Annotated in this window: 23 protein-coding genes; 17 read left to right on the top strand and 6 right to left on the bottom strand. The window is 72.2% G+C overall.

From position 1 onward, the window contains the following. The first annotated feature begins 13 nt into the window (after positions 1-13). From LN251_RS10440 to hutI, 3 genes are read left to right on the top strand one after another with little or no spacing between them, the layout of a single operon-like run. Complete coding sequence (locus LN251_RS10440; RefSeq protein WP_458246690.1) at positions 14-1216, top strand: allantoate amidohydrolase; 1203 nt, start codon at positions 14-16, stop codon at positions 1214-1216. Beyond that, positions 1207-2550, top strand: a complete 1344-nt coding sequence (locus LN251_RS10435) for a formimidoylglutamate deiminase (RefSeq protein WP_458246689.1) — start codon at positions 1207-1209, stop codon at positions 2548-2550. Before LN251_RS10440 ends, LN251_RS10435 begins: the two co-directional genes overlap by 10 nt. 20 nt (positions 2551-2570) lie before the next feature. Next, complete coding sequence (gene hutI, locus LN251_RS10430) at positions 2571-3746, top strand: imidazolonepropionase (RefSeq protein WP_458244186.1); 1176 nt, start codon at positions 2571-2573, stop codon at positions 3744-3746. A 7-nt stretch (positions 3747-3753) separates the two neighbouring features. On the opposite strand, the gene LN251_RS10425 is transcribed toward hutI, so the two are convergent. After that, entirely contained in the window at positions 3754-5349 is a 1596-nt protein-coding gene (locus LN251_RS10425) for a ricin-type beta-trefoil lectin domain protein (protein ID WP_458246688.1), read from the bottom strand. A gap of 199 nt (positions 5350-5548) precedes the next feature. Continuing rightward, positions 5549-6487 carry an RNA polymerase sigma factor SigF gene (locus tag LN251_RS10420; RefSeq protein ID WP_458244185.1) on the bottom strand — a complete coding sequence of 313 codons (939 nt, stop codon included), beginning with the start codon at positions 6485-6487 and terminating at the stop codon, positions 5549-5551. Between the two features lie 239 nt (positions 6488-6726). Between LN251_RS10420 and LN251_RS10415 the strand changes: the two genes are divergently transcribed. The 7 genes from LN251_RS10415 to LN251_RS10385 all read left to right on the top strand — a co-directional run bounded on the left by LN251_RS10415 (position 6727) and on the right by LN251_RS10385 (position 12708). Beyond that, entirely contained in the window at positions 6727-7104 is a 378-nt protein-coding gene (locus LN251_RS10415; RefSeq protein WP_058924921.1) for an STAS domain-containing protein, read from the top strand. Between the two features lie 266 nt (positions 7105-7370). Beyond that, the gene (locus tag LN251_RS10410) at positions 7371-7925 is read left to right on the top strand and encodes an ATP-binding protein (RefSeq protein ID WP_458244184.1); all 555 of its coding nucleotides are present in this window, start codon (positions 7371-7373) and stop codon (positions 7923-7925) included. Positions 7926-8101: 176 nt separating this feature from the next. After that, a complete protein-coding gene (locus LN251_RS10405) occupies positions 8102-8803 on the top strand; it encodes an LPXTG cell wall anchor domain-containing protein (RefSeq protein WP_458244183.1) in 702 nt (233 codons plus the stop codon). 130 nt (positions 8804-8933) lie between these two features. Continuing rightward, entirely contained in the window at positions 8934-9773 is an 840-nt protein-coding gene (locus LN251_RS10400; protein ID WP_458244182.1) for a hypothetical protein, read from the top strand. Further along, entirely contained in the window at positions 9770-10858 is a 1089-nt protein-coding gene (locus LN251_RS10395; protein ID WP_458244181.1) for a hypothetical protein, read from the top strand. Before LN251_RS10400 ends, LN251_RS10395 begins: the two co-directional genes overlap by 4 nt. A 62-nt stretch (positions 10859-10920) precedes the next feature. Next, positions 10921-12171 carry a hypothetical protein gene (locus tag LN251_RS10390; protein ID WP_458246687.1) on the top strand — a complete coding sequence of 417 codons (1251 nt, stop codon included), beginning with the start codon at positions 10921-10923 and terminating at the stop codon, positions 12169-12171. 177 nt (positions 12172-12348) lie between these two features. Continuing rightward, complete coding sequence (locus tag LN251_RS10385) at positions 12349-12708, top strand: hypothetical protein (RefSeq protein ID WP_458244180.1); 360 nt, start codon at positions 12349-12351, stop codon at positions 12706-12708. 75 nt (positions 12709-12783) lie between these two features. Here the strand turns inward: LN251_RS10385 and LN251_RS10380 are convergent, their stop codons facing one another. Continuing rightward, positions 12784-14322 carry a peptide MFS transporter gene (locus LN251_RS10380; RefSeq protein ID WP_458244179.1) on the bottom strand — a complete coding sequence of 513 codons (1539 nt, stop codon included), beginning with the start codon at positions 14320-14322 and terminating at the stop codon, positions 12784-12786. A gap of 296 nt (positions 14323-14618) precedes the next feature. Between LN251_RS10380 and LN251_RS10375 the strand changes: the two genes are divergently transcribed. Both LN251_RS10375 and LN251_RS10370 read left to right on the top strand, forming a co-directional pair. Beyond that, on the top strand, positions 14619-15296 hold the full coding sequence (locus tag LN251_RS10375; RefSeq protein ID WP_058928367.1) for a response regulator transcription factor: 678 nt from the start codon (positions 14619-14621) through the stop codon (positions 15294-15296). 136 nt (positions 15297-15432) lie between these two features. After that, a complete protein-coding gene (locus LN251_RS10370) occupies positions 15433-16707 on the top strand; it encodes an ATP-binding protein (RefSeq protein ID WP_458244178.1) in 1275 nt (424 codons plus the stop codon). 40 nt (positions 16708-16747) lie between these two features. Here LN251_RS10370 and LN251_RS10365 read toward each other — a convergent pair whose 3' ends face one another. Beyond that, complete coding sequence (locus LN251_RS10365; RefSeq protein WP_458244177.1) at positions 16748-17263, bottom strand: GtrA family protein; 516 nt, start codon at positions 17261-17263, stop codon at positions 16748-16750. 238 nt (positions 17264-17501) lie between these two features. On the opposite strand from LN251_RS10365, the gene LN251_RS10360 reads away from it, so the two are divergent. The 4 genes from LN251_RS10360 to LN251_RS10345 all read left to right on the top strand — a co-directional run bounded on the left by LN251_RS10360 (position 17502) and on the right by LN251_RS10345 (position 21602). Continuing rightward, positions 17502-18641, top strand: coding sequence for a 5-(carboxyamino)imidazole ribonucleotide synthase (locus LN251_RS10360; protein WP_458244176.1), 1140 nt, complete (start codon positions 17502-17504; stop codon positions 18639-18641). Then, on the top strand, positions 18638-19162 hold the full coding sequence (gene purE, locus LN251_RS10355; RefSeq protein ID WP_249839475.1) for a 5-(carboxyamino)imidazole ribonucleotide mutase: 525 nt from the start codon (positions 18638-18640) through the stop codon (positions 19160-19162). The genes LN251_RS10360 and purE overlap by 4 nt, the downstream gene beginning before the upstream one ends. Positions 19163-19167: 5 nt before the next feature. Beyond that, positions 19168-20346, top strand: coding sequence for a dipeptidase (locus LN251_RS10350; protein ID WP_458244175.1), 1179 nt, complete (start codon positions 19168-19170; stop codon positions 20344-20346). A 137-nt stretch (positions 20347-20483) separates the two neighbouring features. Beyond that, positions 20484-21602, top strand: coding sequence for a dipeptidase (locus tag LN251_RS10345; protein ID WP_458244174.1), 1119 nt, complete (start codon positions 20484-20486; stop codon positions 21600-21602). A 12-nt stretch (positions 21603-21614) separates the two neighbouring features. On the opposite strand, the gene LN251_RS10340 is transcribed toward LN251_RS10345, so the two are convergent. Both LN251_RS10340 and LN251_RS10335 read right to left on the bottom strand, forming a co-directional pair. After that, positions 21615-22004, bottom strand: coding sequence for a VOC family protein (locus tag LN251_RS10340; protein WP_458244173.1), 390 nt, complete (start codon positions 22002-22004; stop codon positions 21615-21617). Between the two features lie 13 nt (positions 22005-22017). Further along, entirely contained in the window at positions 22018-22377 is a 360-nt protein-coding gene (locus LN251_RS10335) for a VOC family protein (RefSeq protein WP_458244172.1), read from the bottom strand. A 107-nt stretch (positions 22378-22484) separates the two neighbouring features. Between LN251_RS10335 and LN251_RS10330 the strand changes: the two genes are divergently transcribed. After that, positions 22485-22985, top strand: a complete 501-nt coding sequence (locus tag LN251_RS10330) for a CGNR zinc finger domain-containing protein (protein ID WP_458244171.1) — start codon at positions 22485-22487, stop codon at positions 22983-22985. The last annotated feature ends 39 nt before the right edge of the window (positions 22986-23024 follow it).

Below are 23024 nucleotides of genomic sequence, written 5' to 3'. Positions count from 1 at the left end.
CTCCTTCCAGGAGATGTGGCGTGAGCTGCTTCCCGTCGGGCGGCATGCCGGCTCCGGCGGCTACCGCCGGTTCGCCTGGACCGGGGCCGATGCCGAGTGCCGGGAGTGGTTCAGGGAGCAAGCCGAGGCGCGGGGGCTCGCCTACGAGGTGGACCGGAACGGCAACCAGTGGGCCTGGCTCGGCGACCCCGCCGCCGGGGACGCCGTCGTCACCGGGTCCCATCTCGACTCCGTGCCCGACGGCGGCGCCTTCGACGGGCCCCTCGGCGTCGTGTCCTCCTTCGCCGCGCTCGACGAACTGAGCCGCAGGGGAGTGGAGTTCACCAAACCGCTCGCCCTCGTCAACTTCGGTGACGAGGAGGGCGCCCGCTTCGGCCTCGCCTGCGTCGGCTCCCGGCTGACCGCGGGGCAGCTCACCGTCGAGCAGGCCCACCGGCTGACCGACGGGGACGGCGTGAGCCTCCCGCGGGCCATGGAGGCCGCGGGGTACGACCCCGACGCCATCGGCGCCGACCCCGAGCGGCTCGACCGGATCGGGGCCTTCGTCGAACTGCACGTCGAGCAGGGCCGGGCGCTGGACCTGTCCGGCGACCGGGTCGGCATCGCGAGCGCCATCTGGCCGCACGGGCGCTGGCGCTTCGACTTCCGGGGCGAGGCCAACCACGCCGGCACCACCCGCCTGGTGGACCGCCGCGACCCGATGCTGTCGTACGCCGAGACCGTGCTCGCCGCCCGCCGTGAGGCCGAACTGGCCGGGGCCGTCGCCACCTTCGGCAAGATCGCCGTCGAGCCGAACGGCGTCAACGCCATCCCGTCCCGGGTGCGCGGCTGGCTCGACTCCCGCGCCGCCGACCAGCACACCCTCGACCTCGTGGTCACCGGCGTGGAGAAGGCCGCCCGCGAGTACGCCGCCGCCCACGGCGTGGACCTCGACGTCGTCCGGGAGTCCTTCACGCCCGTCGTCGAGTTCGACCACGCCCTGCGCGACGAACTCGCCCGCATCCTCGGCGAGGACACCGACCTCCGCGTCCCGGTGCTGGGCACCGGCGCCGGACACGACGCCGGAATCCTCTCCGGGCGCATCCCGACCGCCATGCTGTTCGTGCGCAACCCCACGGGCGTCTCGCACTCCCCGGCCGAGCACGCCGCCGAGGACGACTGCGTGGCCGGGGTGCTCGCCCTCGCCGACGTACTGGAAGGACTGGCCTGCAGGTGACCACGCGGACGTATTGGCTGGAGCACGCCTGGTTCGGCACCCACGTCGAGCCGGGCGTCGTCCTGAGCATCGACGGCGGCCGCGTCACCGCCGTCCGTACGGGCGCCGACAGCCCGCCGCCCGGCGCGGAGATCCTGCGCGGACTGACCCTTCCGGGCCTCGCCAACGCCCACTCGCACGCCTTCCACCGCGCCCTGCGCGGCACCGTCCAGGTCGGCTCCGGCACCTTCTGGACCTGGCGCGAGGTCATGTACGCCACGGCCGACAGGCTCACCCCGGACAGCTACCACGCGCTCGCCCGCGCCGTGTACGCCGAGATGGCCCTCGCCGGCATCACCGCCGTCGGCGAGTTCCACTACCTGCACCACGCCCCCGGCGGCACCCGCTACGCCGACCCCAACGCGATGGGCGAGGCGCTCGTCGCGGCCGCCGCCGAGGCCGGCATCCGCATCACCCTCCTCGACACCGCCTACCTGTCCTCCGGCTTCGGCGAGGCGCCCGACAGCCACCAGCTGCGCTTCTCCGACGGCACCGCCGAGGCCTGGGCCGAACGCTGTTCCGTTCTCAAGGAACGCGACCACGCGCGGATCGGGGCGGCCGTCCACTCCGTACGGGCCGTGCCCGCCACCCAGTTGGCGACCGTCGCACGCTGGGCCGAGGAGCGGCAGGCCCCGCTCCATGTGCACCTGTCCGAGCAGACCGCCGAGAACGACGCCTGCCAGGCCGCCCACGGCTGCACCCCGACCCGGCTGCTCGCCGACCACGGCGTCCTCGGCCGCCGCACCACCGGCGTCCACAACACACACCTCACCGACGAGGACATCGCCCTGCTCGGCGGCACCGGCACCGGCACCTGCATGTGCCCGACCACCGAGCGGGACCTCGCCGACGGCATCGGCCCCGCCCCCGCCCTGCAGGCCGCAGGCTCCCCGCTCAGCCTCGGCTCCGACAGCCACGCCGTCATCGACCTGCTCGAAGAGGCCCGCGCGATGGAGCTGAACGAGCGGCTGCGCACCCGCAGCCGGGGTCACTGGACCGCGGCGGCACTGCTGCGCGCGGCCTCCGCCGACGGCCACGCGGCCCTCGGCTGGCAGGAGGCGGGCGCCATCGAGGCCGGGGCCCTCGCCGACCTGACGACCATCGCGCTCGACTCGGTCAGGACGGCCGGGCCGCTGCCCAGGCTCGGGGCCGAGACGGCCGTATTCGCGGCGACGGCAGCGGACGTACGGCACACGATCGTGGGCGGGCGGCACGTCGTACGCGACGGGGCGCACACCCTCGTACCGAATGTGCCGCAAGCCCTCGCGCGGGCGATCGAAGCGCTCCGCGCCTGACGACCACCCACGAGGACGCCATGAGCAGCAGCACCGCCATCACCGACATCGCCACGCTGGTCACCAACTCCCCCTCCCTGGGCGACGGTTCTCCCCTCGGGCTGATCCAGGACGCGGCCGTCGTCATCGAGGGCGACCGGGTCGTGTGGATCGGTGCGTCAAGCAAAGCACCCGCCACTGACAACCGGGTCGACGCCGGTGGCCGCGCGGTCCTGCCGGGCTTCGTCGACTCCCACTCCCACCTGGTCTTCGCGGGCGACCGCACCCAGGAGTTCAACGCCCGCATGTCCGGCCGCTCCTACAGTGCCGGCGGCATCCGCACGACCGTCGCCGCCACCCGCGCCGCCTCCGACGAGGAGCTGGAGGCCAACCTCACCCGCTACCTCGCCGAGGCCCTGCGGCAGGGCACCACCACCTTCGAGACCAAGTCCGGCTACGGCCTCACCGTCGCCGACGAGGCCCGCGCCCTGCGGATCGCCGCCGCGCACACCGACGAGGTCACCTACCTCGGCGCCCACATCGTGTCGCCCGACTTCGCCGACGACCCTGCCGCCTACGTCTCCCTCGTCACCGGCGAGATGCTCGACGCCTGCGCGCCGCACGCCCGTTGGATCGACGTCTTCTGCGAGAAGGGCGCCTTCGACGGCGACCAGGCCCGCGCGATCCTCACCGCCGGCAAGGCGAAGGGCCTCCACCCCCGCATCCACGCCAACCAGCTCTCCTACGGCCCCGGCGTCCAGCTGGCCGTCGAACTGGACGCGGCCAGCGCCGACCACTGCACCCACCTCACCGACGCGGACGTCGACGCCCTGGCGAACGGTGACACGGTCGCCACCCTCCTGCCCGGCGCCGAGTTCTCCACCCGCGCCGAGTGGCCCGACGCGCGCCGCCTGCTGGACGCGGGCGCCACCGTCGCCCTCTCCACCGACTGCAACCCGGGCTCGTCCTTCACGTCCTCCGTGCCCTTCTGCATCGCCCTCGCCGTACGGGACATGGGCATGACCCCGGACGAGGCGGTCTGGTCGGCCACGGCGGGCGGCGCGGCGGCGCTCCGCCGCACGGACGTCGGCCGGCTCGCCCCGGGCGCCCGCGCCGACCTGATCGTCCTCGACGCCCCGAGCCACGTCCACCTGGCCTACCGCCCGGGCGTGCCGCTGGTCACCGACGTGTGGCGGCGGGGCGTGCGCCAGGGCTGACCGGAGGTCAGGAAGCCCCCGCCCGCCAGCGCTGCTCCCGGCCTCCGCTCAGCGGCCGCAGCGACACACCGTCGCCGCCGCCCGGCGTGACGGCCGTCCCGACGGCGATGGCGGGGCGGATCAGGCCGTCGGAGTCCACCGTGAACCGCAGGTTCCGTCCGTGGTCGCCGTCCAGCGAACCGCAGTCCCAGATGCCGACGCCCCGGTCCACGGAGCCCCGGCTGTCCAGACAGAAGTCCGAGTCGGCGTACGACTGCACGATGCCGCGCGCCGCGTCCACCCGCCAGCGCTGGGTGTCGGCGCCGGAGCAGGGCGCCGTGACGACGTTGGTGCCGTTGCTCAGGTCGCCGCCGCTGATGTCCAGGCAGCGGCCCGTCGAGGCGTTCACGATCTGGGCGTAGGTGCCGTTCGGGGCGTGGGCGGAGGAGGGGCGGGGCTTCGCCGACTGCGACGGGGCCGAACTCCGCGCCCCCGAGGGCGACGACGCGGTGGGCGAGGCGGCCGTCGCCTGCGGGGGAGCCGTCGGCGTGTCCACGGTGCCCGCCGGCCCACCCGGTGCCGGAGCCGGCGCGTCCCCGCTGCGCGACAGCGTGAACACCAGCAACGGGGTCAGCGCCACGCCGAGGGCGACGGCGGTCAGCAGCAGCCGCCGGGAGGCGGGCCACGCGGCCGGGCCCACGAGGAACGGGATACGGGCGAGCGGCGGTACGGCTCTGGACCGTCCGCCGGACTTCGACCGCCGCCGCCCGGCGCCGGCGCGCCCCGTGGCCCCTCCCCTCGACTCGGCGGCCGTCATGGCGCGGGTGGCGTAGGCCGTTCCCGACCAGGGCAGCAGCCCCTCCGCCAGGGCGGTGCGCGGGGAGTCGCGCAGGGCGGCGAGGTCCGTGTACGCCGCCGTGCAGTGGGCGCAGTGGATCATGTGGGCCCGCAGGTCGGCGCTCTCACGCGGCTGGTGCGGGCGTACCGACTCCTCGATCAGCCGGCCGAAGTTCCCGCACCGCGGGTCGCCGGAGGCGGCGAGGCGGGAGCGGAGACAGGCCTGGGCCATGGCCTGGAGGGCCGAGGGCGTCTCGTGGGCGACGTCCTCGCGGGTCAGACCGAGCAGCAGGGCCGTCCGCGGCTCCGGCTCGCGCTCCACCACGCCGTACCAGACCAGTCCCTGCGCGCGGGAGGGCAGGGACCGGAAGGCGGCGAGCATCGGCGGTTCGGGAACCGTCTGCGGGCCCCAGGTGCTCAGGGTGAACAGCAGGCCGGGGTCCAGGCCCGCGGCCCGTTCGTCACCGGCCCAGGAGGCTGCCAGCCGGCCGGTCAGCAGCAGCAGTTCGTGCCGCAGCGGGACCGACGGCTCGGTGCCGCGGGCCGTCTGACGGGCCGCCAGGGTGAAGGCCTGCGAGGCCAGCTGGCGGGCCGCGGACTCGCTCGCCGTGCACAGGCGCGCGTAGGCGAGGACCGCGGGCTGGTGGCGGGCGCGAAGCTCGCGCAGAGCCGGGTAGACGATGGCGGTGCGGGCCCGCAGCAGTTCGGTCAGCCGCGCGTCGGGCACGTCGGCGTACGCACCGCCCTCGGTCGCGACGTCGTTGTCGGTCCCGTAGGCCCCGGCCATCTCCAGGCCCCCTTCCGGCATCCCGCCGCGTTCCGCCGAATCCGGTTTACCGGCAGGTAGGGGGCCCATAGTGGTGGAAACGAAGCTCTGGGGAAAGGGTTTCTTTGGGTAACCCATGAGTGGCCTGGGGCGGCGCCTGCGACATCGGGTGCCGGGCGTCGCCGCCCCCGGGCTGGCCGGCCCCGGAGCCGCCACGGTGCTACTCCTCCAGCGTCAGCCCCTTGCGCAGCCGTACCAGTGTCCGCGACAGCAGCCGGGAGACGTGCATCTGGGAGATGCCGAGTTCGTCGCCGATCTCCGACTGGGTCATGCCCGCGACGAAGCGCAGCGAGAGGATCTTCCGGTCCCTGGCGGGGAGTTCGGCGATCAGCGGCTTGAGGGACTCGACGTACTCGATGCCCTCGATGCCGTGGTCCTCGTAGCCGATCCGGTCCGCGAGGGCGCCCTCCGCGTCGTCCTCCTCCGGCTGGGCGTCCAGCGAGGAGGCGGTGTAGGCGTTCGACGCCGCCATGCCCTCGACGACCTCGTCCTTGGTCAGGCCCAGGCGCTCCGCGAGCTCGGCGACCGTGGGCGCCCGGTCCAGCTGCTGGGCCAGCTCGTCCCCGGCCTTGGCCAGGTCGAGCCGCAGCTCCTGCAGCCGGCGCGGGACCCGCACGGACCACGAGGTGTCGCGGAAGAAGCGCTTGATCTCACCCACGATGGTTGGCATCGCGAAAGTCGGGAACTCCACGCCCCGAGAGAGTTCGAAGCGGTCGATCGCCTTGATCAGGCCGATGGTGCCGACCTGGATGATGTCCTCCATCGGCTCACTGCGTGAACGGAATCGGGAGGCGGCGAACTTGACGAGCGCGAGGTTGAGTTCCACGAGGGTGTTGCGGACGTACGCGTACTCGTACGTGCCCTCCTCGAGGGACTCCAGTCGCGCGAAGAGGGTCTTCGACAGCGCTCGCGCGTCGACCGGACCGACCTCGTCGTAGGGCGGGATCTCCGGGAGTCCGGCGAGTGCGTCCGTGCCGACGGGGCCGTCGTTCTCGGCGCTCTCGATGCTCTCGATGGGAGCAAGATGTTCCGGAGTGGGTGTCGACGTCGCCTGCCGGGTATGCGGTGCGTCGAGCCGGGGTGACATGATGTCCTCCATCGTTCTCGGCATATGGCTGCCGAAGCCAGTGCGTGCACTGCGGTGTGCGGCGCCTCCAAAGCCGGCCGTGTCGGTTACGTATCCCTACTAGCCCTACCCGCTTTTCCACACCCGCCGCAAGTGCGTTACGTGCGGCTATGTCCGTTTGTGGGGGGTTGTTCGGGTGTCGGGAAGTGTGAGGAAGGCGTAGTGTTCGAGGGCGTACGTCAGCAGCCACGACGTCGGGAGAGAGAGACGGCATGGACCGCGGGACGGTCGGCAGCGCACAGTCTGGCCGGCTTCTGGTGGAGGTCAGGGAAGAGGGCTCCAGTGCAGTCGTGACGCCGGCAGGTGAGTTGGATCACCATACGGCCGATCTGTTGCGCGAGCCCCTCGAGGACTGCCTCGCCAAGGGATTCAAGCGGCTGGTCGTGGACTGCTCACGGCTGGAGTTCTGCGACTCCACGGGCCTCAACGTGCTTCTGGGTGCCCGGCTGAAGGCGGAGGCCGCCGGCGGCGGTGTCCACCTCGCCGGGATGCTCCCGGTGGTGGCCCGGGTCTTCGAGATCACCGGAGCGGAGGCGGTCTTCACCGTCCACGACACGCTCGAGGCGGCCCTGGCCGACCAATCCGGCTGACCCCGGCAGGGCGGGCCCGGCAGGACGCCGGGCCCGTTCCGCCCGCCCCCGTGTGACCGGCACTTTTCGGATGTCACGCTTTCCGTGCCGAAACAGGGGGTGTTCTGCCGGTTCGGTCGGGCAGGAGACATCCTGAGCCTGTCGGCGGACGCGGTGAGCGAACGAGGGAAAACGAAAGAAGAAGACGGCATACCGACAGGAAAAGCCGTCGAGCCACGTACAGACTTTTGAAACGTGAACTGGTGAATCGGTGAGGTGAAGCGCTGATGAGCACCACCCGGCCTTACCCGCCGGGCGACCGCGGCCCGGAGCCCAGCGGCGCTTCCGGGACGTCCGAGGGGGGCGCGCCCATGACCGGGGCGTCCGCCGAGGGGGCTGCCGCGTCGTCCGCGGCGTCCGTGTCGTCAGGGGGACGCCAGGTCCGCCGGCTGAGCTTCGACGGGGCCAGCGGCGTCGTCCCGCTCGCTCGCGACTTCACCCGCCAGGCGTTGTACGCGTGGGGCTGGCTGCCGGCCGACGGCGCCGACCAGCGGGCCGCCGCCGAGGACGTGCTGCTCGTGGTGTCCGAGCTGGTCACCAACGCCTGCCTGCACGCCGAGGGCCCCAGCGAGCTGTGGATCGCCCTCGACAACAAGGTGATCCGACTGGAGGTCTCCGACCGCGGCGCCGGCCAGCCGGCACCGCGCACGCCGCACCGCGCGGGCCGCCCCGGCGGTCACGGCATGTTCATCGTGCAGCGCCTGTGCCTGGACTGGGGCGTCGTACGGACCCCGGGGGTGGCGGGCAAGACGGTCTGGGCGGAACTGGGCGCTCCCGCGTAGCCCCTCGGGTCTCCCGGCTGGAGTTACCGACGGTCACTTCCTCCACCGAACCCCCCTTCGCACGCGCCGGATCCGCACAACTCCGGCGCGCATCTTCTCTTCCCTCCTCAAGGGCCCGGGCGTACCTTGACGGCCCATCTGATGTGCCGTCAGGAAACCGAGAGGGAGCGGACATCGTGTCGTACCGGAATCGGACCGCCGCGCTCGCGTCCGTCGCGGCCCTGGCGGGCTCGGCGGTGCTGATGGCCGCCCCCGCGGCCCAGGCCAAGGTCGTCGACGTCAACTACCAGTGCAAGACGCCCATCGGCGACAAGAGCGCCGTCTCGCCCATCGACATCACCGGCGTCAAGAGCGGCGGCGGATACAAGATCACCATGTCCTGGCAGAAGGGCGTCTCCTCCAGCCCGGTGGAGCTGGGCAAGGGGGCGATGAACCCGAGCGCCACCATCAAGCTGGGCGGCGCCGACAGCGGCACGCTGAGCGTCAGCGGCCCCGCCAACCAGGCGGCGATCCCCGCCAACACGCCCATCAAGATCAGCGACCTGACGGGGACGTACACGCCCAAGAAAACGGGCAGCGTGACCTTCACACCGGGCGTGCTCACCATCAAGGCGCTCGGTACGACGACCACGTGCACGCCCTCCAACAACCCGGGCCCGGCGCTGACCCTCGACGTCACGGCGGCGGGCGGCGGCACCTCCGGCGGGACCGGCACGACGGGCACGACCGGCTCGGACTCCGGCGGCGCCCTGCCGCAGACCGGACCCGACGACTCCGCGATCGCCCTGGGCACCCTCGGCGGCACGGTGCTCCTCGCCGGAGCGGCGGGCGCGCTGTGGATCACCCGCAGGAACCAGACGGCCCGCGCGCGCCGCTGAGCGGGGCCGCGGCCGGCGGTACGGCGCTCGCCGACGGCCACGGCACCAGAGCCGTCCCGATTCCCCCGAGCCCCCGCCGACCCGCCGACCGCCTCGCCCGTCGCCTCCGGACCGTCGTTGGAGCCGCCCGATGCCCTCACCCGTCCGTGTTCCGGCCGTCCTGGGTCTGCCGTTGCTGGTCCTGCTGACGGCCGCTCCCGCCGCGAGCGCGGCGGACGGGTGGTCGCTCGCGCCCGCCGGGGGGTCGCGGCCCTCCTTCTACGCCGAGGGGGCGCCCGGGGCGGTCCTGCAGGACACGGTGTCGGTGACCAACCGCGGGGGGCGGACGGTCGTCGTGCGGCTCGGCGTCCGGGGGGTCCGGGCCGTCTTTGCGCAAAGCCGCGTCCGCGTGCCCGCCCGGACCCGCGCCGACATCCCCTTCACGGTGAGCGCCCGCGCCGACCGCAGCGGCGAGATCGTCGCCCGCGACCAGGACGGCCGCACGGCCACGGTCGCGCTCCGGCTGCGGGCGGGCGGACCGAAGCTGTCCGCGCTGACCGTCGAGCGGGTGTCCGTGCACGCCGACCGCATCACGTACGACCTGGTCAACCGCGGTACGACCACGCTCGTCCCGACCCTCGCCGTGCACGCGGACGGCCTGCTCGGCCCGGTCCTCGACCGTGCGCCGCGCACCCTGCCGGTCCGCCTCGCGCCCGGCCGCCGGCTGCGGCTCACCGAGCCCTGGCGCGACCACCCCGCCCTGGACGCGGTCGACGTCCGCCTGACGGTGACGGCACCCGGCGGCGCGCGGGGCTCGGCCGCCGCGTCGGCGCGGTTCGTGCCGTGGGGCGGGGTGGCGGGAGGGGCGGGCGCGGTCACGGCGGGGGGCGCGCTGTTCCTCGTACGACTACGACGGCGCGGGCGCCGCCCGCCCGAGGAAGCCCCCGAACGCCCGGACAGGGAAGTCGAGTCGACGGGAGCGGTGACGTGAACGGCAAGGTGAGGACGGCCGCGCTGCTGGCGGTGTTCGCCCTGCTCCTGCTGCCGCTGACGGCGGGGACGGCGGCGGCCGACGGGCCGAGCGTGAGGCTCTCCACCGCCCAGGCGGGGACCGGGGGTTCGCTCACCGTCAGCGGCAGCGGCTGGCGGCCGCACGCCCTGCTGATGATGCTCGTCTGCGGACGGTCCACGCCGTCGCGCGGGGTGCTCGGCGGCACCAACTCCTGTGCCAACGGCGACGGCCGCGCCGTCACCACCGACGCCAAGGGCTCCTTCACCAGGAAACTGCCCGTCGCCGAGCCGCCGGTGCCCTGCCCGTGCGTCGTGCACGTGGCGACCGTGGAGGGCGCGAAGGCGCAGGCGGACGCGGTGCTGAAGGTGGCCGGGCACGCAGTGGAGCCCCTGCCGGCCCAGCCCTCAGGCGGGCGCCTGTCGATCCTGACCGACACCCGGCTCGACGGTGCCGGCGGCCTGCTCACCTGGTTCGGCGCGCCGCCCTCGCGCACCCTCGTCTTCACCGTCGGCAACGTCGGCACCTCGCCGATCAGGAACCCGGTGTTCCAAGTGGGCACCTCCCACGGGGTGTTCGCTCCGCAGTGGGAGGACCAGGAGTGGCGCGGCACTCTCGGCTCCGGCAAGAAGGCGCGGATCAGGCTGCCGGTCGAGCTCTCCGCGGGCGCGCACGGCGACTACACCGTCTCCCTGAAGTACGGCGGGAAGGTCCTCGCCGAGCAGCCCTGGGGGGTGGGCCGCCCCTGGGGCGTGACCCTGTTCTGGGTCCTGGTCTGCCTGGTCGTCCCGGCGGCGCTGTTCCGCGCCGGGATGGCGATCGTGGACCGGGTGCGGCCCCGCCGCGCCGGCGGCCTGCGCCACCGCGGGCTGCGCCTGCCCGAAATCGCCCTGCGCCTGCCGGGCCTGGGCAACCAGAAGCCGGGTGCCCACGCGGCGCCCCCGACCGCCTCGACCCTGCCGTGGTTCACCCCGGACTCCGATCCGAACACGGCCGGTCGGCTCTCCGCACCGCACGACGACAGTCCGACGAGTCCCACGACTCCCACCAGGAAGGGAACGACGTGAGAAAGCGAAGGAGAGTCACACCGGGCGGACGGGCGAGGCCGCTCGCGGCGGGCGCCGCGCTGGTGCTCGGCGGCGCGGGGGCCCTGCTGGGGCTGGCCGCCGGGTCCGCGCAGGCGGCGGAAGTGTCGTTCGCGACGCACTGCGTGCCGCCGGCCGGCATCGATCCCGTCGACGGCACCACCAAGGTCGAGATCACCGCGCCCGCCACCGCGAAGGTCGGCGACACCGTGACCGTCGTGTGGAAGTTCGTCCAGGCGGCCTCCAAGAACCCGGACATCATCGACCTGCCCGCCAACTCCGTCCAGCCGTCGGGCACCCTGAAGGCGGCCGGCGCGCAGACCGCGGACATAGCGATGCAGGGGCCGCGGGAGAACCCGGCGATCCCCAAGGGCGGCGCCATGGTCCTCTCCGACATGAAGGGCACCCTGAAGCTGACGACGGCCGGTGAGGTGACGCTGACGCCGGACGCGTACACGGTCAACGCCATGTCCACGGACACCAAGTGCACGCCGAAGGAGACGGTCCAGAAGGCGGCCACGATCGAGGTGGCGCCGGGTGGCGGGGGGACGACGTCGGCGACACCGACGGACACCGCCACCTCCTCGGCGACCCCCACGGACACGCCGACCGCGACCGGTTCGGCCTCCGCCTCCGCGTCCGCGAGCGACGGCACCGGGGACGGCCAGACCGACTTCACCGGCAAGGAGGTCGACATCCCCTACACCTGCCAGTCCCCGATCGGCGAGAAGAAGGCGACCTCGCCCATCCAGATCAACGCCAAGAAGGACGGCGGCAGTTTCGGTCTGACGGTGCAGTTCAAGAAGTCGGTGATGGACAGCCCCGCCGACATCCCGGCGGGTTCGGTCAAGCCCTCCATGGAGGTCGTCCTCGGCGGTTCCGACAAGGGCACGGTGCATGTGGAGGGGCCGGCCAACTCCCAGCCCATCAAGTCGGGCGACCCGATCGAGATCCCCGACCTGACGGGCACCTACAAGCCCGGTGCGAGCGGCAGTTCGACCCTCTCCCCGGGTGTCCTGACCATCAACGCCCTGGGCACGACCACCACCTGCAAGCCGGACCGGACGGCGGTGTCGCTGACCCTGGACACGACCCAGCAGGCGAGCGGCGCCTCCGGCGGCACCTCGACGTCCGGCGGCACGTCGTCGTCCTCGTCCTCGGCGTCGGGCGGCGGCCTGGCGGAGACGGGTTCGAGCGACCACGGCGCCCTGAAGGCCCTGGGCCTGGTGGCCGGCACGGCGGTGCTGCTGGGCGCGGCGGTCTTCACCTTCATGCCGGGCCGACGGACCCGGTGAGGCGCGGCTGCCTCAGACCTTGCTCAGAAGATCACGTGTCGTTTGCTTCCTTGATCATCGCCGGCATAACGTCCCCTTGTTCGCACAAGCAAGCGAACAGTGCACAGCATGGCGGGGAAAAGAGCAGTTGAACGATTGACCATCGTGCCCTGCGCCCCGCGAAGGAAAGAGGAGCAAATGATCTGGGGGAAGAAGGCGGCGGGCGGCATGCTCGCCGCCGTCCTCATGGCGACCGGGACCGGACTGGCGGCGGCGGTGCCGGCCCAGGCCGCGGCGGCCAAGTACACGTGCAAGGCCGAGGTGCATCTGGACCTGGGCCGGCCCAAGGCGACGTCCTCGTGCCGGAAGTCCGGCTCGGGCAAGAAGATCTCCAAGCACCGCGTCAAGCTCGTCTGCGACGTGGTGCGCGGACGCGGCGCCCCGCACGAGATCCCGTGGATCCTGTTCGGGCCGTGGGTGAAGCCGGGGCAGAAGTCGACCGTGATGTGCGGCTTCAGCAGCTTCACCCGCTCCTGGTCGGTCGAGACCAAGGCCTGACGGGCACGTCACGACACGCGTGAGGGCCGCCGTACCGGATCGGTACGGCGGCCCTCACGCCGTCAGGGGCGGGCGTCAGCGCACGTCGCCCATCAGGGTCTTCACCTTGCGGCGGTACATCCACACCGCGAAGCCCGCGAGCGCCGCGAGGGCCGCCTCGCCGAAGACCGCTCCCGTGCCGCCGAGGTCGACACCGGCGACGGCCGGGTTGGACAGCAGGCCGGTGATCGAGTCGCCCGCGGTGACCGCGAGGAACCACACGCCCATCATCTGGCTGGCGTACTTGGCCGGCGCCATCTTCGTCGTCACCGACAGGCCCACCGGCGACAGGCACAGCTCACCCACGGTCTGGATGAAGTAGATGCCCACCAGCCACATCGGGCTGACCGCGGTCCCGTTCGCCGCCATGGCGAGCGGGATCAGGAAGAAGAAGAACGAGACGCCGATCAGCACCAGGCCCATCGAGAACTTCACGATGGTGCTGGGCTCCTTGCCCCGGCGGTTCAGCCACACCCACACCCAGGCGAAGACCGGGGCCAGCGCCATGATGAACAGCGGGTTCAGCGACTGGTACCAGGAGGTCGGGAAGCCGAAGCCGAGCAGCGACGTCGAGGCCTTGCCCTCACCGAAGGCCTGGACCGTCGAGGCGCCCTGGTCGTAGATCATCCAGAAGACCGCGGCCGCGACGAAGAACCAGATGTACCCGGTCATCTTCGACTGCTCGGTGGTCGTCAGCTCCTTGTCCCGCTTGATGCGCAGCAGCACGCCCGCCGGGATGACCAGGCCGATCACGGTGAGCGGGATCATCGCCCAGTTCAGGGTGAAGTGGCCGGTGAGGGCGACGACGCCGTAGAAGACCGTCGCCGCGAGCAGCCAGAACAGCCCCTTGCGCAGCCAGGTCCTGCGCTCCTCGGCCGCCAGCGGCTTCGGGACGACGTTGCTGACCGGGCTCAGGTGGCGGGTGCCGAGCAGGAACGCGGCCAGGCCGATGGCCATGCCCACCGCGGCCATGCCGAAGCCGAGGTGCCAGTTGACCTTCTGGCCGACGGTGCCGATGGCCAGCGGGGCGAAGAACGCGCCCGCGTTGATGCCCATGTAGAAGATCGTGAACCCGCCGTCGCGCCGCGGGTCGTCCGGACCGTCGTAGAGGTGGCCCACCATCGTGGAGATGTTGGCCTTGAGTAGACCGGAACCGGCCGCGACCAGCGCCAGACCCGCGAAGAAGGGACCCTCGCCGCCGGGGATCGCCAGGACGACGTGACCGGACATGATCGTGACGGCCGCGATGGCCACCGTCTTGCGGGGGCCCCAGACGCGGTCACCGAGCCAGCCGCCGGGCATGGCGAGCAGGTACACCATCGCCGAGTAGACGGAGACGATCACCGTGGTGGTGGCCACGTCCATCGCGAGACCGCCACCCATGCTGTGCTTGCCGGCGTCGGGGCCGCCGGAGAGCAGGTAGACGGTGAGCAGGGCCTTCATGCCGTAGTAGGAGAAGCGCTCCCACATCTCGGTCATGAACAAAGTGGCCAGTCCGCGGGGGTGGCCGAAGAAGGTCTTCCCGGTGCCGGGGGTCTCCGGGCGGACCGAGTCCTTCGTCAGGCTGGACGCCATGGTCGTTCCTTGCTGGTGGGGGTTACCGCACACAAAAGAGACCTTCGGCGTCTTTGCCGCCAAAGGTCCCCGCAGTGCTACAGGCGTTGTTTTTTCACCATACGGCAGAACAGTGCCGGAAAAGGAAGGACTTGAGACGTGAATCACAGGTGACCTCGGAACCGTACACCGCGTTTCCAAGGTCCTTTACAAGATCGCCCCACTGATGCACAGGTTCGTTTCGATGCGTACGAAGGTAAGAATCACGCGTGCCGATCACACCCCAGTACCTGTCGGGAGCGGACTACCATCACCTCATGACCCGTGTACTGCTCGCCGAGGACGACGCGTCCATCTCGGAACCGCTGGCCCGCGCACTGCGCCGGGAGGGGTACGAGGTGGAGGTGCGCGAGGACGGACCCACCGCGCTCGACGCCGGAATGCAGGGCGGCGTCGACCTGGTCGTGCTGGACCTCGGTCTGCCCGGCATGGACGGCCTCGAGGTCGCCCGCCGACTGCGTGCCGAAGGCCACACCGTGCCGATCCTCATCCTGACCGCGCGGGCCGACGAGGTGGACACCGTCGTCGGCCTCGACGCGGGCGCCGACGACTACGTCACCAAGCCCTTCCGGCTCGCCGAACTGCTCGCCCGGGTCCGGGCCCTGCTGCGGCGCGGCGCCGCCGAGCCGGCGCAGCCCCCGGCGACGCACGGCGTGCGGATCGACGTCGAGTCGCACCGGGCCTGGATGGGGGACGAGGAACTGCAGCTGACCGCCAAGGAGTTCGACCTGCTGCGGGTGCTGGTGCGGGACGCGGGACGGGTCGTCACCCGCGACCAGTTGATGCGCGAGGTGTGGGACACCACCTGGTGGTCGTCCACGAAGACGCTCGACATGCACATCTCCTGGCTGCGCAAGAAGCTGGGCGACGACGCGGCGAACCCGCGGTACATCGCGACGGTGCGGGGTGTCGGGTTCCGGTTCGAGAAGAGCTAGCCGGCTACGCGCGTTGCGCCGTCGTGGCTCGGGCGTATGGCGCGGACGCCGGTGCGTGGGGGCTGGTCGCGCAGTTCCCCGCGCCCCTTCACGGCGTTGCCCAGAGGGTGTTTGAAGCCACTGTCCGGAGGAGTTCGTGCGTCGTCGTCTCATCCAGTCCACCCTCGCCGTGGTGCTGGTGGTCATCGCCGTCTTCGGCGTCTCCCTCGTCATCGTCGAGACGCGGACCATCAGCAACAGCGCCCAGGAGCGCGTGAGTTCCGAGGCCCAGCGGCTGGCCAGCATCGTGGACAGCCGGCTGATCGGGGCGGGGGCGGTCAACCCGCAGGTGCTGCACAACCAGGTCACCGGCGACCGCTACGCCGTGGTCACGATCCCCGGGCAGTCCTCCTTCACCCTCGGCACCAAGCCCGAGGGCGAGGTCATCCGGGGCCACGCCACCGGTGAGGAGGGCGAGACGGTCGTCGTCGAGGAGCCCCGCTCGACCGTCAGCCGCGAGGTCGGACGGACCCTGCTGATCATCGGCCTGGTCGCGCTGCTCGCGGTCGTGGCCGCCGTACTCCTCGCGATCCGCCAGGCCAACCGCCTCGCCTCCCCGCTCACCGACCTCGCCGAGACCGCGGAACGGCTGGGCTCGGGCGATCCGCGCCCCCGCCACAAGCGCTACGGCGTCCCCGAGCTGGACCGGGTCGCGGACGTCCTGGACTCCTCCGCCGAGCGCATCGCCCGGATGCTCACCGCCGAACGGCGCCTGGCCGCCGACGCCTCCCACCAGCTCCGTACGCCGCTCACCGCGCTGTCGATGCGGCTGGAGGAGATCACCCTCACCGACGACCCGGACACGGTGAAGGACGAGGCCAACGTCGCTCTGACCCAGGTCGAGAGGCTGACGGACGTGGTGGAACGTCTCCTCACCAACTCCCGCGACCCCCGCGCCGGCAACGCCGTCTCCTTCGACCTCGACGAGGTCATCCAGCAGCAGCTGGCGGAGTGGCGGCCCGCCTACCGCAGCGCGGGGCGGGCGATCGTCAGCTCCGGCAAGCGGCACCTGCAGGCCGTGGGCACCCCCGGGGCCGTGGCGCAGGTCCTGGCGGCCCTGATCGAGAACTCGCTGATGCACGGCGGGGGCACGGTGGCGCTGCGGACCCGGGTCACCGGCAACCAGGCGGTGGTGGAGGTGACCGACGAGGGCCCGGGCGTCCCGGCCGACCTCGGCGCGCGCATCTTCGAGCGGACCATCAGCGGCCGCAACTCCACGGGCATCGGCCTGGCCGTGGCCCGCGATCTCGCGGAGGCGGACGGCGGCCGCCTGGAGATGCTCCAGACGAAGCCGCCGGTCTTCGGCCTGTTCCTGTCCCGCACACCGCCCCTGAAGCGGCACCAGACGGACGAGGAGCCGACGGTCCGCTGAGGACGGGGGCGCCGAGCGGACCGGCGTGCGTCAGTCCGGGTCAGCCGACCCGCTGCCGGGCCTTTCGCCGCCCCAGCTGGGCCGAGGCCCCGGCCTCCAGAAAGGCATCCGCGTCCGTCACGGCCTCCGGGGCGGGCAGCGCCTTGAACACCCACGTGCGGTACGACCAGAACCGGAACAGCGTGCCGAGCCCGATACCGACGACCTTGAAGATGTTCCGCTGCAGCGAGCTGTCCCAGCCGAAGCCGTAGATCGCGGCGTACAGCACGCCGTTCTCGATCACCAGGCCGACCAGGCTGAACGCGAGGAAGAGCGTCAGTTCCCTGGTCCGGGCGCTCTTGTCGCGGTCGCGGTAGGTGAAGTAGCGGAAGCCCAGGTAGTTGACGCCGATGGCGACGACGGTCGCGATCACGTTGGCGCGGACCGCCTGCAGGCTGGTCACATGCCACAGCAGGTTGGAGACGCCGAAGTTCACGACGGTGCCGAGCGCACCCACCGCCCCGAACTTGGCGATCTCCTGAGTGAGCCTTCGCAGCCCGGAGGAACCCTGTTCCATGGTCCTTGAGGCTCCCATCCGGTCGCTATCACCGTCGTTTTTCGTCGTTTCCGCCAACCCAGCCATGCTAACCACCGCCCGTGGCGATCGCCCGTGCATGAGCTCACAGGTCGGAAACAGGTCGGAAAGAGGTCGCCTAGAGCGGGGGAGGCGAGGGAAAAGTCCGGGAAGAGCCCGGTAAGAGCCCCCGGGAAAGGCCGGAAATCGGTCCCCGCGGCGCGGCCGATACCCTAGGGGCGTGACGTTCCCGGTAGTCGGCATGGTCGGCGGAGGCCAGCTCGCTCGTATGACACACGAGTCAGGCATCCCGCTCGGCATCAGGTTCAAGCTCCTCAGTGACACTCCCCAGGACTCCGCGGCCCAGGTCGTCGGCGATGTCGTCGTCGGCGACTACCGCGACCTGGACACGCTGCGTGCTTTCGCGCAGGGCTGTGACGTGATCACCTTCGATCACGAGCACGTGCCCACCGAGCACCTGCGGGCCCTGGAGGCGGACGGCATCCCCGTGCGCCCCGGCCCCGAGGCGCTCGTGCACGCCCAGGACAAGGGCGTGATGCGCGCGAGACTCGACGCGCTCGGCATCCCGTGCCCGCGGCACAGGATCGTCAGCGATCCGGCCGACGTGGCCGCGTTCGCCGCGGAGGGCGACGGCTTCCCCGTCGTCCTCAAGACGGTCCGCGGCGGCTACGACGGCAAGGGCGTGTGGGTCGTGGACAGCGCGGAGGAGGCCGAGGACCCGTTCCGCGCCGGCGTCCCCGTGCTGGCCGAGGAGAAGGTCGACTACGTCCGCGAGCTCGCCGCCAACGTCGTCCGCTCCCCGCACGGCCAGGCCGTCGCCTACCCGGTGGTGGAGTCCCAGCAGGTGAACGGCGTCTGCGACACGGTCATCGCGCCCGCCCCCGACCTCGACGAGGCCCTCGCGCTCCAGGCCGAGGAGATGGCCCTGACCATCGCCAAGGAGCTCGGCGTCGTCGGCCACCTCGCCGTCGAGCTGTTCCAGACCCGCGACGGCCGCGTCCTGGTCAACGAACTGGCGATGCGCCCGCACAACTCGGGCCACTGGAGCCAGGACGGCGCGATCACCTCGCAGTTCGCCAACCACGTCCGCGCCGTCCTCGACCTGCCGCTCGGCGACCCGCGCCCGCGCGCCAAGTGGACGGTGATGGTCAACGTCCTCGGCGGCGACTACCCGGACATGTACTCCGCGTACCTGCACTGCATGGCCCGCGATCCCCAGCTGAAGATCCACATGTACGGCAAGGACGTGAAGCCGGGCCGCAAGGTCGGCCACGTCAACACCTACGGCGACGACCTGGACGACGTTCTCGAGCGCGCGCGTCACGCAGCCGGCTACCTGAGAGGCACGATCACCGAATGAGCCCCGTTGTAGGCATCGTCATGGGTTCGGACAGCGACTGGCCGGTCATGGAGGCCGCCGCCAAGGCCCTGGACGAGTTCGAGATCGAGTACGAGGTCGACGTCGTCTCCGCGCACCGCATGCCGCGCGAGATGATCACGTACGGCGAGCAGGCGGCCGAGCGGGGCCTGAAGGTGATCATCGCGGGCGCCGGCGGCGCGGCCCACCTGCCCGGCATGCTCGCCTCCGTCACCCCGCTGCCGGTCGTCGGCGTGCCCGTGCCGCTGAAGTACCTCGACGGCATGGACTCCCTGCTGTCGATCGTGCAGATGCCGGCCGGCGTCCCCGTGGCGACCGTCTCCGTCGCCGGCGCCCGCAACGCCGGGCTGCTCGCGGCCCGTATCCTCGCCGCCCACGACGAGGAGCTGCTGCAGAAGATGCGCGACTTCCAGCAGGACCTGAACGACCAGGCCACCGAGAAGGGCAAGCGCCTGCGCGCCAAGGCCGAGGGCAACGGCGGCGGCTTCGGCTTCGGGAAGTGACGCCCGTGAGCTCACTGGAGCAGGCCCGGGAACTCCTGCGCGAGTTCCCGGTCGTCGACGGCCACAACGACCTGCCCTGGGCGCTGCGCGAGCAGGTCCGCTACGACCTCGCCGCCCGCGACATCGCCGGACACCAGAACGCGCATCTGCACACCGACATCCCGCGCCTGCGCGAGGGCGGGGTCGGCGCGCAGTACTGGTCCGTGTACGTGCGCTCGGACCTGCCGGACGCGGTGCCGGCGACGCTGGAGCAGATCGACTGCGTACGGCAGTTGCTGGCCCGCCACCCGGCGGACCTGGCCCCCGCGCTGACCGCCGCGGACATGGAGGCGGCCCGGCGGGAGGGCCGTATCGCCTCCCTGATGGGCGCGGAGGGCGGCCACTCGATCGCCAACTCCCTCGGCACGCTGCGAGGGCTGTACGCGCTCGGCGTGCGCTACATGACGCTCACCCACAACGACAACAACGACTGGGCGGACTCGGCGACCGACGAGCCGGACGTCGGCGGGCTGTCGGCCTTCGGCCGTGAGGTCGTGCGGGAGATGAACCGGCTCGGCATGCTCGTCGACCTCTCGCACGTCGCGGTGACGACGATGCGGGACGCACTGGACGCCACGAGCGCGCCGGTGATCTTCTCCCACTCCTCCTCGCGGGCCGTGTGCGACCACCCCCGCAACATCCCGGACGACGTCCTGGAACGCCTCCCCGGCAACGGCGGCATGGCGATGGTGACCTTCGTGCCGAAGTTCGTGCTCCAGGCCGCCGTCGACTGGACGGCCGCGGCCGACGAGAACATGCGCGCCCACGGCCTGCACCACCTCGACACCAGCCCGGAGGCGATGAAGATCCACCGGGCCTTCGAGGAGCGCAACCCGCGCCCGGTCGCCACGGTCTCGACGGTCGCCGACCACCTGGACCACATGCGCGAGGTCGCGGGCGTCGACCACCTCGGCATCGGCGGCGACTACGACGGCACGGCCTTCACCCCGGACGGGCTGAACGACGTCTCCGGCTACCCGAACCTGATCGCCGAGCTCCTCGACCGCGGCTGGTCCAGGTCCGACCTGGCCAAGCTGACCTGGCAGAACGCGGTCCGCGTGCTGGGTGCCGCGGAGGACGTGGCGCGGGAGCTCCAGGAGACGCGGGGACCGTCGAACGCCACGATCGGGGCACTGGACGGCTGACGCGGTGCGGCGGCGGGGGTCGCTGGACCGGCCGACCCCCGAACGCCCCACCCACCAGGAAGCCCCACCGGCTCCGTGCGACGGTGACCGTACATCTTCGGGATCCTTCGGGACGATCACGACGTACGGAGCCCGCCATGGCAGATCTCCAGCACGACCTGGACACGACGACCGAGGTCGGCGGGCTCGACGGCCTGCCGGACCCCTTCGAGACCGCGGAGCCGTACATCCCCGTCTCCGACCCGGACGACGCTCCGCTGGAGCGCGCCCACGCCATCCTCGCCGCGCATCCCGTCGCCGACGGTTACAGCGGGCTGCCGTGGGCCCTCAGACACCTGCCCTGGTACGACCTGGAGCTCGGCGAGAGCTCCGTGGACACCGACGTGCCGCGGCTGCGCGAAGGGCACGTCGGCGCGCTGTTCTGGTCGCTGCACCTGCCGGAGGGGCTGGCCGGCGATCGGGCCGTGGGGGCCACCATGGAGCAGCTCGACCTGGTCAAGACGGTCGTCCACGCCCACCCCGAGGGCCTGCGGCTGGCCGGTGCCGCCGGGCAGGTCACCGACGCCCGCAACTGCGGCCGGATCGCCGTCCTGCTCGGCCCCGCCGGTGCCGCCGCCCTCGGCGACTCCCTCGGTATCCTGCGCTCCCTGCGCTCCCTCGGGCTGCGTGTCCTCACGCTGACCGGCGCGTCCTGGGCGAGCGAGGCCGGGCTGACCCGGTTCGGCGAGGAGGTCGTGCGGGAGATGAACCGGCTCGGCGTGCTCGCCGACCTCTCCGGCGCCTCCGCCGACACCGTCCGCCGTGCCCTCGCGGTCTCCAAGGCGCCGGTGCTGTTCACCCGGTCGGCCGCCCGTGCCCTGCGCCCGCACCCGGCCAACCTCCCCGACGACCTGCTCGCCGAGCTCCGCGCCGCCAGGGGCCTGTGCATGGTGCCGCTGACGGCGGAGCAGGCCGGGCCGTCGGTCCGGGACGTCGCCGACCACCTCGACCACGTCCGGGAGATCGCCGGTCCCGAGTGCGTCGGCCTGTCCGGCACCTACGACGCCGGCAGCGCCCATCCGCAGGACCTGGCCGACGCCTCCTGCTACCCGCTGCTGATCGCCGAGCTCCTGCACCGCGGCTGGTCCGAACCCGACCTGGCCCTGCTGACCTGGGGCAACGTCCAGCGCGTGCTGCGCAACGCCGACTTCACGGCCCGCGCCGCCCAGCAGCGCCGCGAGCCGTCGACGGCGAAGATCGCCGACCTGGACGGGTGAGGGGCGAAGGTCCTACGGCTCGTCGATCCGGCAGAGGCAGAACGGATGCCCCGCCGGATCGGCGTACACCTGGAAGTCCTTCTCCTTGCGGTCCTCCAGGTCCAGCGGCGTCGCCCCCAGGGCCAGCACCCGCTCGTGCGCCGCGTCCATCTCCTCCCACGTCGCACCGGCGTCGAAGTCGAGGTGGAACTGCTGCGAGTTGCGGTCCGCGCGCGGCCACTCGGGTGCGGTGAGGCCCTCCGCCCGCTGGAAGGCGAGCCGCGGGCCGTCCGGGACCCGCAGGACGACCCAGTCGTCGTCATCGGCCCGCGGGGTGCCGCCGACGATCTGCGCGTAGAAGTCGGCCAGCGCGTGCGGGTCGGGGCAGTCGATCACGACGGAACGGAAACGGGCCACGGCCATGGTGTCCTCCTGATCAGCAGGCACAGAGGCAGAACGGGTGCCCTGCCGGGTCGGCGTACACACGGAAGGTGCGCGAGCGGTCGTCCGCGTCCAGCGGCTTGGCGCCGAGCGCCAGGACGCCGCCCTCGGCCGTGTCCAGGTCCTCGACGGTCAGGTCGAGGTGGAACTGCTGCGAGCGGTCCGGCGAGGGCCACTCCGGGGCGACGAAGCCGGGGGAGGCCTGGAAGGCCAGTGCCCGGCCGTCGGGGGTCGTGAGGTCCACCCAGTCGCCCTCCCCCTCGATCGTGCCGCCCAGGATCTCGGCGTAGAAACCGGCGAGCGCGCGCGGGTCGGGACAGTCCAGGACGACGGCGCCCAGCTTGGCGAGAGCCATGACTTCCTCCAGCGTTACCTGTAGATGCGGTCAAGGAGTAACCGTTACCGCATACTTCCCCATTGGGGGTAACGTCGCAAGGGGAATCGCGGAGGTAGCGTGCAGCCATGACGGAGAGATCGGCCGCGCCGGGGGGTCTCGCACTGGTCGAGTCCCTGGTCAACACGCTGGACATCGAGTCGGGCGCCGACGCCCTCGACACCGACGACGGCCGGGCGCGCTTCGGACTCACCCCGGACGAGGTGCCGGCCGCGCGCGCACTGCGGGAGTCCCTGCGAGCGGCACTGCTCGCCCACGCCGGGCACCCGCCGCACACCCGCGTCACGGCCCTGGACGACCTGCTGGCGACCGCCCCGCTGCGGGTCACGGTGGACGCCGCCGACGGCGCCGCCGCCCTCGTCCCCGCCGACGCGGGGCCGCTGCTCTCCCGGGTCGCCGCCGCCGTCGCCGAGGCGCTCGTCGCGGGCACCTGGCTGCGGCTGAAGGCCTGCGAGGCCGACACCTGCCACTGGGCGTACTACGACCGCAGCCCCGCCGGACGCGGCCGCTGGTGCTCGATGCAGGTCTGCGGGGCCCGCGCCAAGATGCGCCGCTACCGGGCCAGGTAGTTCCCCGGTCACCGCCCGCACCGGTGGTGCAGAATGCAA

The sequence above is a fragment of the Streptomyces sp. MAI_2237 genome, from assembly GCF_054189285.1.
Note: the sequence above shows the minus strand (reverse complement) of the source record. Positions and strands in the feature narration are given on the sequence as shown.